The 17748-nt window shown below is 40.1% G+C and carries 16 protein-coding genes; 5 read left to right on the forward strand and 11 right to left on the reverse strand.

Annotated elements, in window-relative coordinates; all coding sequences use genetic code 11:
- Positions 1-109: 109 nt before the first annotated feature.
- The 3 genes from cas9 to B2746_RS17790 form a co-directional block, all read right to left on the reverse strand.
- Entirely contained in the window at positions 110-3952 is a 3843-nt protein-coding gene (gene cas9, locus B2746_RS17780) for a type II CRISPR RNA-guided endonuclease Cas9 (RefSeq protein ID WP_290796757.1), read from the reverse strand.
- Positions 3953-4648: 696 nt separating this feature from the next.
- Complete coding sequence (locus B2746_RS17785) at positions 4649-5155, reverse strand: DUF4411 family protein (RefSeq protein ID WP_290796760.1); 507 nt, start codon at positions 5153-5155, stop codon at positions 4649-4651.
- Positions 5155-6291: an ImmA/IrrE family metallo-endopeptidase gene (locus B2746_RS17790; RefSeq protein ID WP_290796764.1), complete on the reverse strand. Its 1137-nt coding sequence runs from the start codon at positions 6289-6291 to the stop codon at positions 5155-5157. The genes B2746_RS17785 and B2746_RS17790 overlap by 1 nt, the downstream gene beginning before the upstream one ends.
- 449 nt (positions 6292-6740) lie before the next feature.
- Between B2746_RS17790 and B2746_RS17795 the strand changes: the two genes are divergently transcribed.
- Positions 6741-7313, forward strand: a complete 573-nt coding sequence (locus tag B2746_RS17795; RefSeq protein WP_290796767.1) for a hypothetical protein — start codon at positions 6741-6743, stop codon at positions 7311-7313.
- Positions 7314-7403: 90 nt separating this feature from the next.
- On the forward strand, positions 7404-7640 hold the full coding sequence (locus tag B2746_RS17800; protein WP_290796770.1) for a type II toxin-antitoxin system Phd/YefM family antitoxin: 237 nt from the start codon (positions 7404-7406) through the stop codon (positions 7638-7640).
- A 15-nt stretch (positions 7641-7655) separates the two neighbouring features.
- Here the strand turns inward: B2746_RS17800 and B2746_RS17805 are convergent, their stop codons facing one another.
- The gene (locus B2746_RS17805) at positions 7656-9986 is read right to left on the reverse strand and encodes a hypothetical protein (protein ID WP_290796773.1); all 2331 of its coding nucleotides are present in this window, start codon (positions 9984-9986) and stop codon (positions 7656-7658) included.
- A 137-nt stretch (positions 9987-10123) separates the two neighbouring features.
- On the opposite strand from B2746_RS17805, the gene B2746_RS17810 reads away from it, so the two are divergent.
- Both B2746_RS17810 and B2746_RS17815 read left to right on the forward strand, forming a co-directional pair.
- Positions 10124-10609, forward strand: coding sequence for a hypothetical protein (locus B2746_RS17810; protein WP_290796776.1), 486 nt, complete (start codon positions 10124-10126; stop codon positions 10607-10609).
- Entirely contained in the window at positions 10606-11007 is a 402-nt protein-coding gene (locus B2746_RS17815; RefSeq protein WP_290796780.1) for a DUF3592 domain-containing protein, read from the forward strand. Before B2746_RS17810 ends, B2746_RS17815 begins: the two co-directional genes overlap by 4 nt.
- Before the next feature lies 1 nt (position 11008).
- On the opposite strand, the gene B2746_RS17820 is transcribed toward B2746_RS17815, so the two are convergent.
- The 7 genes from B2746_RS17820 to B2746_RS17850 form a co-directional block, all read right to left on the reverse strand.
- The gene (locus tag B2746_RS17820; protein WP_290796783.1) at positions 11009-11215 is read right to left on the reverse strand and encodes a hypothetical protein; all 207 of its coding nucleotides are present in this window, start codon (positions 11213-11215) and stop codon (positions 11009-11011) included.
- A gap of 52 nt (positions 11216-11267) precedes the next feature.
- The gene (gene sigZ, locus B2746_RS17825; protein WP_290796786.1) at positions 11268-11840 is read right to left on the reverse strand and encodes an RNA polymerase sigma factor SigZ; all 573 of its coding nucleotides are present in this window, start codon (positions 11838-11840) and stop codon (positions 11268-11270) included.
- 121 nt (positions 11841-11961) lie between these two features.
- On the reverse strand, positions 11962-12309 hold the full coding sequence (locus tag B2746_RS17830; protein ID WP_290796789.1) for a YciI family protein: 348 nt from the start codon (positions 12307-12309) through the stop codon (positions 11962-11964).
- Between the two features lie 25 nt (positions 12310-12334).
- Positions 12335-13246, reverse strand: a complete 912-nt coding sequence (locus tag B2746_RS17835; RefSeq protein ID WP_290796792.1) for an alpha/beta fold hydrolase — start codon at positions 13244-13246, stop codon at positions 12335-12337.
- Between the two features lie 24 nt (positions 13247-13270).
- Positions 13271-13483, reverse strand: a complete 213-nt coding sequence (locus B2746_RS17840) for a hypothetical protein (protein ID WP_290796795.1) — start codon at positions 13481-13483, stop codon at positions 13271-13273.
- Between the two features lie 5 nt (positions 13484-13488).
- A complete protein-coding gene (locus B2746_RS17845) occupies positions 13489-14244 on the reverse strand; it encodes an SDR family oxidoreductase (RefSeq protein WP_290796798.1) in 756 nt (251 codons plus the stop codon).
- Positions 14245-14408: 164 nt separating this feature from the next.
- Positions 14409-17003, reverse strand: a complete 2595-nt coding sequence (locus tag B2746_RS17850) for a sigma-54-dependent Fis family transcriptional regulator (RefSeq protein WP_290796801.1) — start codon at positions 17001-17003, stop codon at positions 14409-14411.
- A gap of 107 nt (positions 17004-17110) precedes the next feature.
- Between B2746_RS17850 and B2746_RS17855 the strand changes: the two genes are divergently transcribed.
- Positions 17111-17677: a cupin domain-containing protein gene (locus B2746_RS17855; RefSeq protein WP_290796805.1), complete on the forward strand. Its 567-nt coding sequence runs from the start codon at positions 17111-17113 to the stop codon at positions 17675-17677.
- The last annotated feature ends 71 nt before the right edge of the window (positions 17678-17748 follow it).

A 17748-nucleotide genomic window follows, 5' to 3' on the forward strand; every position in this document is an offset into this window, starting at 1 on the left:
CATGCCGATGACAAAAACAAGTGAGTTGAGAAGTCTGTTACCTGATCAATGGAAACCACGTTTAGTGAGTAATTAAAAAGCTACTGCATATACGTGGTTGGATGAATGTTTACGCATTAGCGGCGTAATAAAACTGCTTATAGTCTTTAGAAGATAAATACGTGTGCTTCTTTACTTGCAATGGTTCTGAAATATTAGCCCATGTGCGTACATGCCGAATCCTATTTTTACCAATTTTTTCACCATTTGCATCCAGCATATAAAAACCCAATTCAAACGCCTCCTTCAATCCACCTGCCTTATCTATTTGTTGTTTTATTTGTTTTTTAAGTCCTTCATCGACAACAAGTTTTTCAATTTCTTCCCATGTTTTAAAACCGGAACCCTCTGGTTTCGACTTATACAGAAATGGCACTCTTAAAGTAAATTTCAATTTATCCTCCTGCACAATATTACCCTCTGAGTCTCTTACCATTTTTCCTTCACCATCAATTTTAGCCGGTTTTATTGCACCGTAGAAAGTTTCCTGATGCAATTGGCCCCTAATACAATCGCCTGTTGCAATCATTACTGAATCAGATCCTGGTAAATATTGAACTTTTCCACGTTTTCTGACAACCCGTTTTGCATTAGAAAGAAACTGGATATTATTAAGGCTATTGACAAGAAGTGTCTTATCGATATCTCGTATTGCCTGAGGATTGAATGAAGGATATGGCTTAATAGGTTCAAATTTTAATCTATTTTCAAGACTCTCATAATAGCCTTTAAGAATTTCATCCCGCTTTCCCGCTTGAGGAATTAGCGTAAGAACAGTAGCATCCTCTGCATGATGCGAATGTTTGCTCCTATCCTTTAATTCATCTTTCGGTTGTATTTGAAATATTTTTCTAAATTTTGAAGTAGTCTCACCTTTCTGTACATCCACTTTTTCAAAATATGTTTTTAAATAGTGAAAAGCATATTTTGAAATTAATTGAGTATCTACCAATTGACTATTTTTAAACCCTGAAGGAACCATTTCCATTCTAAAGCGAGCGATTTTATTATTCCAATAATCAAATTCCATTTGCCACAGATGCTTTTGTTTTATTGCATCATCTTTCCACTCCTTGTCTGCCGCTTTTTTTGCCTTCATTTTCCAGAAGTCAATCTGCTGAACAATTCGTTCAACCTTCTCCTCCCATGGCTTAATATTATTTAACACCATTTGATAAATATCTGGATGAAGTTTCGACGGGATCAAATTCTTCTTTTCCGTCCTATTAAAATCCATGTAAGCAACAGTTTTATTTGCCAACGAATCATCAAACGATAGGCTTCTTGGAATTGTATGCTCTACATCTACTACGTTGGAATTGAATAAATCCGAAATTCCAATGGCTCGACTTGTATAGATACAGATACATTTCTGTTCTTTCCATAATCTATATTTTTCAATCATTAATTTTTTCCCAATAATTTCTTTATAAGACTTTCTTCGATTTTCTGACCACCTAATTCCTTTAACTTCTTTTTTGGATTCTGACATTTCCGGAACCGATTCCTCTTTGTTTTGTTCATACCATAATCTCATCTTATCGATATCCGTATCGCTTCTATTATCTGCAGATACATTTTCTTGCTTTATTAATTCCTCAATTGCTCCTGCAAATTCAGCATTCTCTGCTTCCCTGTGACGCTGCCAGGTTTCAATAGCCCATCTTTTATTGGAATCGTTCAATTGTCTCGCAACTTCAACAACTACTCTTGTTTCCGAATCAATCTGCCCGGTTTTGATCAAAAAATTAAGTAGTTTCCTCAATTCATGTAGTGTACGCATAGCCATTGGATTCTTAAATGACCCAGTTTTGGGGCTGCCCATTTTAATGACTCCATTCTCATCTGGCATCGCCGGTGGATATACACTTATATCAGACGGATGATAAATTTTTCTTAATTTATCAGCTGGTACATTAAGTTGCTTACTTGCAAAATTAGCAAGCTCATCCTTCAATTTTGGTTGTCGATAATACCCCGCATCAGACTTATAGAATTTTCTCCCATTTGTTTCAACTACAAGATATCTTTCACCGTTGATATCCTGGCGATTCAAACCCTTTGATCTAAAAAAGTATTGATAACAGTCTTTTACCGAATTTAAAGTAATATCTTGTTCTGGCCTTGACAATACATTCCAATTTTTAGATCCGATGCTTTCTAACACTGCTTCGGAAACCTCTTGTAAATCCCTTTCGTCAAGCTGATAGTCTTCATTTTTATAACCAAATTTTTGATCTAAGTTTTTGTACTTTGAAATAAGGTTATTAACAATCATCACAATGTTTTTCTGGAACCGGTTTTCCGATACCAAATCGTCAATATGCTCTAAGATGTATTCCTCATTTTTTTCCCACTTGTCGACCCCAACTATAGACGGAATATTCGCCAACAATACAGCTTCCGAATAGATTAGACCCTTAAAAAGGAATTTATTTATTTTATTAACGGCATTAAGACTTAACATGCCATATCCTACAGGCATGGCATTCCAGGCGTATACAAATTGTTTAGCCTGCTCCTTATTCAACTTCAGTTTATTTAATGCAAAATCAAAAACAAACTCCTGGTCGTCAAATGAAAATAAAACATGCCAAATGTCATAAATATCATAATAGTCCTTCTTCTTATTAGGAGATGCAACTTTTGGTATTCGTGTTTCCAAAAAGTTCTGCCCAAAAATATCTTTCAATCTAGCTGAAACAGGGCACGCGGTTACCGTGTGTTTTGATTTATAATTTAACTTCCATTGATATCCTTTTTTTTGAATAAATTCTTCTATTTCAAAAAAAGAAAAATATGCCTTGGATTTTCTGAAAAATTTCTCAGAAATAATTTCTTTTTTCAGTTCTAAATCCAATGGCCTTTTGATGCCGGATGTTTCATCAAAATACTTAATACTATTCATAAACTGCCAGGCTCGGAATAACTCGAAACTTGGATGACTTATTGGAACTCTGAATTTACCTACCTGTATGGGTTTCTGAGATTTTGGATCGATGCGTGTTTCTTGCTCTAGTGTACAAAAACCAACTAGGCCTTTTTGGGAACGTAAAGGTCGTTTATAAAATATTTTTCCGTCATTTCTATTGGGTGCTGATTCAACCAAAGATTTGAATAGATTGGAATCCTCTGAAATTCCCTGAAACTGGAAGATTTTATAAATTTCCTCTTTGTAATTTTCCCTAATTACAAATTGCATCATATCCTCTCGAATCCGAACTCCGTCATCTTCTAAATATGCAAATAGAGCCCCTATAGTAGTTGCTGAAGGGTACCTTTCCTGCAGCTCCAGTATCGTTTTATTTTTTTTCTTTTCGGAGTACTGAAGATCAACATCAGCACTTTCATTGTTTTCCTTCACGTCGTCGCTGCCCTTTCTGCTGCTTTTAAATCCCCTACGTTGAGCAATATGGTACAGGGCTCGGCCCAACTTGTATCGATTGACAGCCTGGCCGAAATCATGTATATCTGTTACAAGTTCCCTTCGCAGCTGGTACGGGCTTTTATAATCATTTACACCATCACCATCAAAATCAAGCTTTACCCATTGTTCGAAGGCAATATCATTTACCGGGTAAATGCGCCCACTATTACTGTTTCTGGAAGCTTCATTTTTATCATAATGCCGCCATTTATTCAAACTTTCAATAGAGAGCGGGCAAAACCCCTCATTGATTAGAACTTCGAGTGTTGCCCATATTCGATATTTGCGTGCCTGATACAACCGCCTGGCTGATTTTTTTTTAGTTCGCTCTGCTGCATAGGAGTATTCACCGGTTTTACTATTGCCCACACCTTTATTGAATGTTATCACACCCACTTTTTCTATTTGATTACCAGAAAGTTGTGTATTTCTAATTGACCAACCGATGCTGTTCGTACCCAGATCAAGTCCCAAAATTTTACTCATATGGCTTTTTTTACGATTTTATTCTTAGCTTTATTTCGAAAGACAATTCACAATAAGGCTATAAGCCGAAGAATTTTCTCAGCTCCGCCTCGGTGGAGTTTTTTTTACGATTCAAAATATATAAGCTGCAGATTCCAGAATGGTAGGTCCAAACAGGATCTATTACATCTTCCTACGATGATTTACCGAAACCTTTAGTTCTACACTTTACAATATAATAAAATGCACTGAGATTTGCTTTCAATTGAAATGTAGCACCTTAAAGCCATGTTTCTGTATATAGTCAAAAATGGCCAAGGAGTAATTGATTTCAACCAGTACTTTAGTCTCTTGAAAGCTAACAAATTTTATCTTATCTGCATTACGGGAAACCGTAAGCTGGCTAACTTAAAGTATTTGGGTGGCATTCCAAATTTGTAGAGATTCCGGATGAAAAGTTTACCAATTTTACCTTTCTCATTCATGCTTATGCGAAGATCCGAACTGACCTACAATCAGACAATTAAGGAGTGAAGAAATGAATTATTTGCTTCAAATTTATCAGGTTTATCAATAGTTACGAATAATCGACAGATCTAAAATCATTGCGCTTACCTGTAGTGGTGGAAATACTAATTATCTGAAGTTTAGGCCAACAAAAGAGAATGGTGTTAAGAATTCTCTAGTGAGATCCTCATTTAAGTTGATTAGCTGGTTTCACATCGTAAATCCAAACCTTCTTAATAATGCAAAAGTATCATTATGGGTAACATTAAAATTACTACATACATCCGGTAGTTTAATTGCTTTTTGCGAGGTAGGCGCTGATATTTCCTGACTGATTACAATAGCAGATTTTTGTATTGCAGTGGCAACAATGAAGGGGTCCGCATTCTCAAAATCAGAAAATGTTCGTTTTGCCAAGGGTGCATATTGCGGATGATTATTTCCCCACACCATAATATTACCATAATGAGCCATTATATTGGTATCAGCATGGCAATCAACTGCTATTGAGGCAGGCAGTTGAGCGTGGATCCAATTTGCCAGTTCATCTTTTCCTTTTCCAATTTCATCCTCCACCTTATTTGTTAGAATAAATGTACCTCTGGAAAAATGAAGCTTCATAAAGTCCCAAAAACTTGGTGCAATATCAAAGGGATAATAAATCCTATGGGCTTGTATCAAACAACTGGTATCAATTATGAACAACTGGCCAGCCATTAATTTTCCAAATGGCTTTTGAAATTACTAAAGGTAGTGCCATACAAATTGGTAAGCTTGTAGGCATCCGTATATAATAGTTTTCCAGAAGCAGCGGCGGCATTAACTGTTTCAAAAAATTTAATCCCTACCCTATATGGTTGATTAGCATAAAAACTACCTCCTTTGGTATCCCCATTCTCATTTTTATTATCCCAGAAAGCTTTGTAGTCGTTGTAAAAACTAAAAAAACGTGCTTTGGTATAAAAACCCAAATCATTAAGTCTGCGCGCAATTACAACTTTGCTTACTTTAAAAAAACGTTCCAGATAGTCGAGGTGATTTGATTGCTTTTCAACCTTGCGCCATTCTGCAACAAGTATGTCTTTTGGAACCAATAGTTCTGCTGCAGCTGCATCGCACAAGCGTTCTATTTCAGTGTTAGCCGGCTGAAATTTTTCTATATCCAGAGCGGCAGATTTGTCCAACCAAATATGCACCAACTCATGCATGAACGTAAAAATTTTAGCTGCCGGATAATCTTTACCATTAATAAAAATATAGGGTGCCCATTTATTACTTAATACAAATCCCTTGAACTCTTCCGGATTCAGATTCTTACTGGAATTACCTAATACACCATTTATTGCCACATAAATACCGGCATCTTCAGCCTGCTTTATAAGATGTTTTAATGCAGCGTCTTTGTCCGGAAGAAATTGAGACCAATTATTTGGCAACTTCAGCTCCTTCCTAATATCGCCAGCAATTTCTACATAATGATGTTTTTCATTAAACCTTCCTACAAATGCCAGCTCATCCTGTTGTTCACTTCGTAAATAATCTACCAGCCAGTCCTGCCTTTTTTGTATAGTATTGATAGTTTCACTTAACTCATAGCTATAATCGAAATGAGCTGTTTTACTATTTGTTCTGAACAGCGGAATTGTATTTTTAGTTGGAGGAAGGCTTTCCAAAAAGAAAAAGCCAAATGGAATATGCACAGCCTTTGCAAAATCTGCTAATTGGTTGACGGTCGGCTTTTTTGCACCCTCAATCCAATCCTGCAATTGAGGAAATTTAATCCACAAGTCTGCCCCGGCAGAAGCGGCTGCATCTCCCAACAGGCTGTTATTTATTTGCGGATATACTCTCATAAAGCAAATTTATCTGTTTTTTAGATAGCTGATGTTGTTTAATCCTTGCTTTATCTATGTCTAATCCATGTACCGTTACCGCGTAAATCATGTGCCATCCATGTACCAAACAGGTGCTGTGAAACTACTATTCAATTGAAGCTCAGCTGAATAATGCATGGATTAAGCTGTTTTGGTACATGGATGGTACATGGATCCCGGTAGTAAGCGCAGGAGAATGTCATTTCATTCCCAAAAACGTCGATTCGTTCCTAAAAGCGTCCGTTCGTTCCTTTTTTTTGGAAATGCCCTGTCTCAGGTTGTATTGTTGTGTTGTAAAAAATTGCGCAAGATTTTACAAACTCATCTGAAGAAGCGGTGCATAAGTGGAGCGGGAGATGCACCCCCAATCCACTTCCTTCCAAAGATGAATCAAACAATTTTTTTACATTTTTAAAACCGAATATTTTATGTCCAATATTTCAAAAAACCTGCTCGTAAAAGGAGCAAAAGGAAAAGTAGGTGATCAGTTTGTTTACAAAACCAGAGGTAAAAAAACCTTTATAACATCTCTGCCCACCATTAATCCAAACACAGTAGCTACCGAAGAACAAGTACGTGTGCGCGAACTGTTTGGTGAAGCCTCCCTCTTCGCAAAGGGCGCTATTACCAACCCCGAACTTAAAGCGGCCTACCAACAAAAAAAAGCTGCCGGACAAACCGCCTACAATATCGCCTTCCGCGATTTTATTAAGGCGCCCGAAGTTAAACTGATAGACGTATCAGCTTATACCGGACTCACCGGCTCACCCATTGTTGTTACGGCCAAAGATGATTTCAGAGTTGCTTCTGTACGTGTCAGCATTCTTTCTGCTGCAGGTGAATTGTTGGAAGAAGGCCTCGCGATCCTGAACCCCATCAACCGCAACAAGTGGATTTACAGCACAGTTCGTGAGAATGCCAGCCTTAGCGGCTCCATCATCCGAGCTATCGCCAAAGACATTCCTGAAAATACAGGAACCCAGGAATTTGTTATGCCATAAATTAGGAAAACCACCCGCATTGGCGGGTGGTTTTTACCATTACCTGTAAATAAATTTGTAAATTAGTTCTACCACATTAAACCTATCAGTATGAAAGCAGTTTCTATTACACAATTGAAATCCAATATGAAAAAGTTTCTGGACGAAGTATCAAACTCTTCAGATACTTTACTAGTTACACGAAATGCAAACGAAGAAGCAGTGGTTATCATTTCAATGAAAGAGTATAACGCTCTTGTTGAAACCGATTACCTGTTATCCACTTCCGCCAACAGAAAACGTTTGCGGGAATCGATTAAACAATCACAGGGTTCCGGCACCAATTAATTTCCTGCTATTTCTTCAATTCCCCGCAGCCAGTGCTTCCGTTCTTTCTGAGAGTGTCAGCGTTATCAGCACCCTGCTCTCAGTATGAACCAGTCTTCCCCCATCAAAACCCAGACTATGGTTGCCAGGTTTCAAAACAGGCAACGGCTTACTCAGTTCAATTTTTTTCAGCTGCTGCCCTTTTCGATTGTATAACGTAGCGATGCCATCTTTCCCTATAACCAAACTTTCACCCGCATTGATGGTAACTGGCAGCTCTAACCGAAATAACTGATCCAGTTCGATTACCGGTTTCTCCAGCTTTCCCTCTTCTCCTTTTACCAGCAATTGGATCTGGGGTGCCTGTTCCTGCGAAGGATTCTCAAAATCCCAACTGATACGCGATGGCTCACCCGGCTGCAATTGTCTTACCTGATGCTCAAATATGTTTTGCCGGAATTTTTCCAGGTAATAGGTATTGTTCCGGAAGGAAATCCTGGCTTCATTGGCAGGATTCTTCAGCCATTCCTTTTGCGCACTGCTGAACAAGCCACTGCGTTGTGCCTTGGTCCACTGATTCATTTTTTCAATAATGGCATTCATAGCCGGATTACCCAGTGCATTTTCCCTGATCACCAGCGCATATCCGGCAGAATAACCTGCGGCCCGCGCCAGCATCCAGTCAATATCATCCGGCCCCGTTGTAGCCGTAATCAGAAACCAGCCCAGCATATTGGGCATATAGTTGGAGGAATGAAATTTCTGGTAATTGATGCGCACATCCGATTGGCTTTCTCTAAATCCACCATACCAGGGTTCGCCCCAATTAAGGTAATTGTTCATATGCCAGAAATAATGATTGGCCCGGCTGGAACCCATCACCACCGGATGCTTTGACTGACGAAATACGTCTTCCGCAAACTGATTGAACGACAAATCGCCCATGCCAGTTGAATAAGTACCTTCGTGCCCGTCGAAATCCATTTGATCGGCTCCTGTTTCATTTATAAATGCTGCAATATTGGAAGCAATTTCTTTTTGTAAATCCCAGTCGGGGAACAATACCTGATAAGGATGATCAATTAATCGATTGGCAATGGCACCTGCTGCATGGCTGGCTTTTTTGGTTCCGAAAGCACCCCGCAAACAACCGCTTAGTACATAAGGTGCCGTTTCTGATACAGCAGTGAACCGAATCAGCTCATCACCAATCTGCACACAATTCAAATCACTCTTCATCGTAAAACTGCCCTTGTCGGTTACCGTTAGTTCGGTATCATCGGCACCAATAGCCGCCGCCAGACTGGCACCACCGGCTTTAGCCAGCCGTTTATCCGGCACCGGTGTTATGTAGGCATCATTTGTGGTAAGAAAAGTAGTAAGGGTGTGGAAACCCAGTCGCAAACCTGCAGCATGCGCTTTATCCACACAGGCTTTAAAACCTTTACGGCCATTGGGGAATAACTCTTTTTTCAATTGGAAATGACCCCAGGTTTCAAAGGGATCTTCGTGGTACACACCAGCCAGTCCCATGCGTACGGCATACTGAATAAAGGTATCTATGTTTTTCTCGTTGAAGGTGGTAATCATATAGGGTCGGCCGGTTTCTGCAGCCGTTTTGATCCACTCATTCTGCCAGAGGGTGTACGGCATTTTATTGTCTTTCGCAATCTGCTGAATCACCGGCAACACCTCAGCATTGGCGCATCCGAACAGGGCAATGGCCGAACCGGTAAGACTGCCTTCCTTAATGCCTTTCACCGGCACATTAGGCCAGCGATCCCAGACTTTTATGGTACGGTCTTTTAATCGGTTGATGGTAAATGCCTGCAAGGAAGATCCGAAGGGTTTGGCAACGGCTGTTGTACCCAAATCAAACACGGCCCCTTCTTCATTAATTAATTCACCGCCCGTAGTTTTTGGATTGAGGCATTGAATGCCAATGGCAAAATTCTTATTGCGTACAACCCCTACTGCATTGCCAATGGTATCTGCTATACTGTTGTTAATAGGTCCCCATACCACGGCATCCACCCCTTCACTGATAGCGGTGAGCTCAAGCCGCAGATAATTGGGTTTAGGGGTTAACTGCAGGGTTGCCTGCTTTTTCTGCGCATAGCTGAGCTGGATCTGGTTGCGGCTTACCCGTATTTTTTCGGGCCGCAGCCGCACACCGCCCACCACCAGTTGCAGTAATAAACCGGGTTCAGCAACACTGTAATCCTGACCGGCCGAATTAGTTTTTAGGGCAGTAACAGCTCCGGAATCATTGAGGCTGATCTTCAATTGGCCTGCCGTAAATGTTTGGGCTGGCAGGGTCCCGGAAAAGCAGGTTAAGGCAGTAAGAAGGGCAATTAATCTAAACATATCGTCGGTTTTAAATACAGGCAGTTCAAAACACTAAAGATGAACATAATCAGGCACTGCAACTAGCTGAAAACGAATATATAGTTCAACCATTTTAACGCATTACCGTATATTTATATAGCATTTATTTAAACTATATGATGGAATACAATAAAAAGTTATTCCTTAAATCACTGTTCTTTACCTGCTTCGTGTTGACATCTGCATTTTCTGCAACTGCTCAACTTACCGAAGAAACAGTCAGCAAAGAAAAATGGACCCTATACGGACAGGTAAAAACCATTGGGGTACCCAAAGCCAGCCTCGAATACAAAGCCAATAGTTCAGATACTTCCTTTATCCTTGTTTTGGAAGATTACAGGAAAGAACTCAAAAGTTTTTTCAGTATTCGCTTTAGCAGCCGCGGCAATACACTGGAAAACCTGTACTCCCTGCTTATGTCTTTTTTCGAAAAAGAAAACTGGAACAACAAAGACTATATAAAAATATTCACCCTGGGTGATACAAAGGTTACCGTTTACAAAGCTGCCGGACTGGTTCAATTAAAAACCATTCAACTCTCCTGCGATAAAGGCCGGATCCGCCTCACCAAAAACGAAATCAACAACCTCTTCAATAAATGATACTTCTGTATATCCTACTTATTCTTATTGGCAGTATTCCACTCTGGAAAACGATCAGTTTCATCTTACTTGAAGAGAAAATAAGAAAAGACGGTATTTCAACAACCGGAATAGTAACTGATATCAGGACAAAAAAATTCCATAAGGGTCCTACTACCTGCCGTATCCATATCAGGTACAACAGCAATATTCCCGGTCATTACCATGAAGCCAGTTTTGTAACTAGTCCGCATAAGTACAAAAGAGAACAATCCATCTCCCTAAAATACCTGCCGGAAAAACCGGATAAAATTATTGTAGCTGCAAAGAGGGGGTACTGGTCAATGCTGGTTTTTTCGATACTGATAGTACTATTTGTAGTTTTTGCTGCATACAAAATAGATGGTATGATAAAATAGCTTAGGCTTTATTGCAACAGGCCAATCCGTCCTCCGGTTGCTCACAACATGCCCCCTGATTTTCCTTCGGATTGTTAAGCGGAGTGCAACATGCAGTTGCAGCCGGTACAGCTGGTATCGCACAACAGGAAGAAATGACAACTTCTGTTTGATCCTGGTTAACCCTGCTTTTTAAAAGCAACGGGATGTCTGAAATTTTGATTTCCATCTTTATTCGTTTTAATTCACTTATATAGACGGAAAAACTAAAAACTGATGCACTAGTTCTTACAACTACCTGCTTCATCTTTGGCGCATGCTGATCTCGATTGTACTTCCAGAATATTTCCCCGGTTATCCCACTGAATATGACAACAGTCCAGCAGAATTTGTTTTAGCTTTTCTCTTCCTCTCTGTACGCGTGATCGTACGGAGGGATAGGCCAGCTTATATTTTTCAGCAAGGTCTTTCTGCTTTATCCCATTCAACTCCACATCAATAATGATATCCCGGTATTCTTCCGGCAGCTGTTTCACAAAATTCAGGAGGCAGTAATCCAGCCCTTTGGTAGTATCAATGTATTCTTCATCAGTAAAATGTTCAGCAATAGCTTCCTCAGAGGAAATGCTTTTTTTACCTGAAATAACCCGGTAATAATCGATGATGGAATTGCGTGAGATGGTATAGATCCAGCTCTGCAACTTTTCTTTCCGATTCAGTTCACCCACACCTCCAGCTACTTTTATAAAAACATTTTGCAGGATATCTTCTGCATCCTGATGGTTATTGACTTTTGATTTAATAAAACCCAATAAAACCTGATAGAACCGGGTATAAATTGCAGCGAGTTCCATTTAGTCCTTTTATTTTTCTGAATTGAATAAACAACAACTGCGCTGGCACAAAGATAGTAATTGTGCGGCAATCACTGTTTTTACCCTATAGACGATGGAGTTGAAAAATGATGCAGAAAACTTATGCTGCAGGTATTGCCATTCGCACTTCTACAATGGCGCCGTACTTAATGATGGGACAGGCTTTTGCTATTTCAACTGCTTCTTCATAGTCGTTTGCTTTTATCAGGAATAAACCACCGATGGAGACCATGCCTTCTGCATAGGGACCTTCATGTATTTTTTTCGCAGTACTGATTACTCTGCCATCGAGATCCCAGCGTTTTGGAGGGGCTACCAGCTTGTTAGCAGCTGCTATTCCGGCAATCCATTCCTGGTAAGGTTTTAAGGCTTCTTTCATTTGATCTGGTGAAGGCAGTTGATGCTTGCTTGTGATGTCTCTGTGAATCACGATTAAAAACTCATTCATTTTGTTGATTTTTAGATTGATTAAATTATAGTTTGGTAGCAGAATCAATTATAAAGGCAGCAACCTTTGCGGGCTGAGAAACCATTGGTACATGGCTGCTGGACAATTCCAAAACGGTTGCATTGATCATCTTCGCTTCTGCTCTTGCGAGTTCCGGTGTTACCATTTCATCCTTTGTGCCGATAATACACCAGGAGGGTTTGGTTTTCCAGGCAGGTGAAGCAATTTTGGTAGTTGTTGCCCTTGTTGCCCAGGGAGTTTGCGTGGCATAAATTACATCCCGTTCTGATTTTGGCAGATCCTGTGCAAAATGCGAATGAATGCCTTCAGCACTTCCCGCAGCTGCAGGAAATTTCTGCACCACATCCACAACAGATTCACCCTCATTGGGTATCAATGCACATACGTATAGCAGTCCGGCTACTTTTGGATCTTTTCCGGCTTCCGAAATCACCATACCTCCATAAGAATGCCCCACCAGCAATACTGGTCCATCCATTAATGCAATGGCGCGTTTGGTAGCCGCCACATCTTCTTCCAATGAAGTGAGGGGGTTTTGAACGGCAATTACATTATACCCTTTTTCCTGAAGCGTTGGAATAATCTTTGCCCAACTTGATCCATCAGCGAAAGCACCATGCACAAGTACCATGTTTTTGACGCCTTTCTGAATGGATGCTGCTTTCGGATTTTGCGCCATATCTTTTATTGTACCTTTCACACCTGTTGCTGATGAAATGGCATAAATCAGGGAATTGTCATTCGGATTAGTACCGCCTTCAACATGGATTATTTCATCCACATGGAATTCATCGGGATTGAGTCGGATATCCAGATCACTACAATAGAGACAATCCGTTTCGGTAGTGAAATCTGCATCGTATCCCTTTTTTTTGAGATCGTTCAATGCACAGGAAAGTGATTCATAATTTTTCATAACATGTTAAGTTTTTGAGACAGTTTAATAGAATCCATCGGGATTTCCAGGAGCTACGCTTTCTTCGGTATATACAGTGGGCAGATCAGCCATACGAATGGCATCGTCCAGAAACTCGCCACCTTCACTGATAAAATGTTTTGATTCATCTTTTATTACTACTGTATGATCAGAATTGTCTGGAGAGTGTTCTTTCCCATGTATAAATGGAAGGTGTAAATGATAAAAGGGATTCATGTTAATTAAATTTTCTTAGCCTGGTTGTTCCACCATTTTTCAAAATCGATGGCACCCAACTCTGCTTTACCGGCAGGCACCAATGCAGTATGTGTTATTTCACCACCAAAATATTCCGGTCTGCCGTTGGAAATAACTTTACGTGGATCTCCGGAATGTTGCAGGTATTTTTCAACGATCTCATACATTTCAAAACGCTCTGGTCCGGCAATTTCAACGATTCCATTAATTGGTGCCTGCTGTGCATATTTCGCAACAAAATTGGCTACATCATCGGCAGCAATTGGCTGGAATTTTACATTGGAAAGATGCACTTCAGTACCATCCGTTGCCTGATTGGCAATGCCTGCAAGAAATTCCATGAACTGGGTGCTTCGAATAATTGAATACTGAACACCGGATTTTTGAATCAGGTTCTCCTGAACCAGTTTCGCCCGCATATAACCAATGTTCTGCATGATATCAACCCCTACAATGGAAAGGGCAATATGGTGTTTAACTCCTGCATTAATTTCAGCCGCCAACAGATTACGACCTGCTGTTTGAAAAAACTCCAGCACTGCATTGTCTTCAAAGGAAGGAGAATTGGCAAGATCAATAACGATATCGGTTTCATTCATGGCTTCTGCCAATCCTTCTCCGGTAATGGTGTTAATGCCGGTTGCCGGTGAGCCAACAATTACCTGATGACCTGCCTGGCGAAGAATGGCTACTACTTTTGTTCCAATGAGACCGGAGCCTCCGATTACAACTACTTTCATAATTTGATTTTTATTGGTGTTTGTTCCTATCAGACGAAGGACATGCCAATAAATCAATCAATTGAAAATCAAATCGTTAGAACAAATCCATTATAATTATTTCACTGTATTTAGTGAAAACACGAAACAACTCACTTTATTCAGGGAAATGCGGTTGATCGGGATCAGCCAATATAATCGCTCTTTTTAATCTCCAGCTTTTTCATTTTGGAATGAAGCGTATTGCCAGGAATTTTCAATACCTCAGCAGCACTTCCGGGTCCCGAAATTTTACCACTACAGCGTTTCAGCGTTTCAATAATGTACATACGCTCTACTTCATCTAATGACCGGCTCATCAACATTGCCGGGTCTTGATTTTCCGAAGAACCTGTTTGCGGAATATAAACTTCATTCAGGGTTTGGTCCGAAGACAATAACATACTTCGTTCAATCAGGTGTTCCAGTTCCCGTATATTGCCGGGCCAGGTATAGGCCCTAAGTTGTTGTATAACCTTAGGAGAAATTTTTTTTACTCTCCTTCCCGTTGTGCGACTGTGTTTCTCAACGAAATAATTAGCAAGTGCTTCAATATCCTCCTGGCGATCACGAAGTGGTGGCAGCTCAATGGGAAAAACATTCAACCGAAAATAAAGATCAGAACGAAAGCGGCCTGCTTTTACTTCCTGCTCAAGGTTTCGATTGGTAGCAGCAATCAATCGCACATCAACCTTAATGGTTTGCTGACCACCAAGCCGCTCCAGTTCCCGTTCCTGAATAACACGTAATAATTTTGATTGCGCTTCAAGAGGCAGCTCCCCTATTTCGTCGAGAAAAATTGTGCTGTTATTAGCCAATTCAAATTTACCGATTCTCCGCTCGATGGCACCGGTAAAGGAACCTTTTTCATGCCCAAATAATTCGCTCTCAATTAAAGTTGCCGGCAGGGCTGCGCAATTCACTTTCACCATCAGCTTACCATTGCGGGGTGAGGTATTATGAATGGCCCTGGCAATAAGTTCCTTGCCGGTACCGGTTTCTCCCAGAATAAGTACGGTGGTGGTTGATTCTGCCACCAAAGACATCAGCCGATATACTTTTTGCATATTCTCTCCACTGCCGACAATTTCGGAGAAATTATAAATGGTTTTAATCTGCTCTTTCAGGTAATCATTCTCAACTTCCAGTTGCTTCTTATAGGCCATCAATTTTTCATTTGCCTGTATATTGGCTATGGCAACAGATAACTGATCACAAATGCCCTTCATCAACATCCTGCTCAACCTGTTTGCTATCAACCAGATGGTACCAATATTTTTATCGCCTGCTCTTAATGGAAGTCCATATACATTTTTCAAACCGGTAGTTTTCCATAGTTGTGCATAACCTGATCCCGCTTTGAGTTCTTCTTCAACATTAAAGATCATGCCCTCCTTGCTTGCCAGTACCTGCGCATTATAATGCTCTTTAATTGTAACAGGGTGAGTTGCCATTTTCTCCAAATGAATTTTAGCATTGGGAAACAGGCTTTCATCATTCATATAAGGCAAAAGGGTAACACCGTCTTCAGCGATAAGCCGGATCATGGCAAGTTTAGTATGCAGGATTTGATCAAGCACCTTAAAAATAGCAAGCTGTAAATCCTCTTTGGTTCTAACCTGTGTAATATCATTACTGAATTCAAGCAAAAACCCCTGCTCCAGCTGTTTGCTTTCTATTTTTTCATTTGCCTTAATATTGGCAACTGCAACAGAGATTTGGGCACAAATTCCCTGTAATAAGGGCACATTAATTATTTCGATATCCAAAAACAGGATTCCATGATTGGTTTCACCGTTTCGAAGCCGAATACCAACCACTTCCTTTAAACCCATTTTCTTCCAATATTGCAGATAATCTGAGGTTATACCTCTTTTAATTTCCCGTTCTATATTAAACAATAAAGGAATGGGGCTATTTAATACACGGTCCTGCAAACCATCATTTATAGGATAACTGGCATTCTCCAATGCATTTAAATAAACTGGATCATGTGTTTTACTAAGATCATAAATATAAGCACTCAATGTCCTGTTATCCTCATTGATTCTTCGGATAACAAATCCACCGGTTCGATTCAGTTTGCGTAAGGTTATACGAACCGCATCTGCCAGGTCTTCTTTGGATCTTACAGCGGCGATATCCTTACTGAAATCAAGCAGAAAGGACTTTTCCTTTTCTTTATTCAACAATTCTTCATTCTGAATGATATTGGAAACAGCACTTGACAATAGGGGTGCAATTGCTTCCATTACATTCCGAAATTCCCTGGAGAAACTGTCTGTTTTATCAGAGTAAATATGAATAAAACCTATCGGCTTCCCCTCTTTCATTAGTCTGGTCATCAAAATTTCCCTGACACCCTTATCATAATTGACACGCAGAAATGGCGGACTAAGGGGCTCATCCATAATTTCTTCAAGAAGAAATGAAACCGGAACTTCAGAATTAAGTACGGTCTGTATAAATGGTTCATTCAACGTAAATCGCCCTTGAACCATTTCCTGATATCGCTCATGCGAACGAATTGGCGAGCCAGTATTGTCCAACAGGAAGGGAACGTAGATTTCATCCTTGGGATCAATCAGGGTCACTATTGTATGGGTAAAATAGAATAGTCGGTTAATCCGTTTTTTGAATAGTATGATGAGATCATTCTTATCCCGTACCCGGGTTATATCATTTCCCAGATCGAGCAAAAACTTTCTTTCTGAATCATCCTGCTTCAACTCCTTTTTCATACGCCAATTTAGGAAAAATTCAACGACACAATCCATTCTCTGTCTCTTAAAGTATCCATCTATCGATGTCAGTACAAAACCTGCCTGCTTATTAATAGCATTGCAGGATGCATGAAACAATCGTAAACCCAATTATCAAAGACGAGGTAAGTTTTATCCAAACTGCCGCATCAACAAATGGAAGAATAAGTACGTTGCTGGTAAAACTAATGCCAGGAGGAGGCACTCCTCTGCATTTTCACAAAAACTTCTCAGAAACGTTTATCGTAAGTGAAGGCATACTTACCCTCACCCTGAAGGACAGGGTCATCCACCTCAGAGTAGGTGACAAATTTGTAGTACAAAAAATGCAGTGGCATCGGTTTTCAAATGAACACCTGTTCCCCGTGCTGTTTACCACCCTGATACAACCAGGATCGGAGGGTTTCGAAAATGCGCTGCGGATTTTATACGGACTGGCAGCTGAAAATAAAACGGATGCCAATGGAATTCCCAAAAACCCGCTTGCGCTGGCTGTAGTAGCAAACATAAGCGATATGCAGGTGGAAGGTCCGCGTTTTTTGATCCTGCCTTTATTTGCTCTATTAAATATCCTTGCTATTACAACCGGATTTAAACGCACGCTGCTTCGTAAATTCTGCCCTCCGGTTGTTAAGCACATGATAATAAAGTAATTCTTCCATCGACCTATTCAGGAATCTGTCTTCAAAATCAACCGCAGGTCGATTAGAAAATATCTGAGCTA

It is taken from the genome of Flavihumibacter sp. UBA7668 (genome assembly GCF_002483205.1).
Taxonomy (GTDB): Bacteria; Bacteroidota; Bacteroidia; order Chitinophagales; family Chitinophagaceae; genus Flavihumibacter.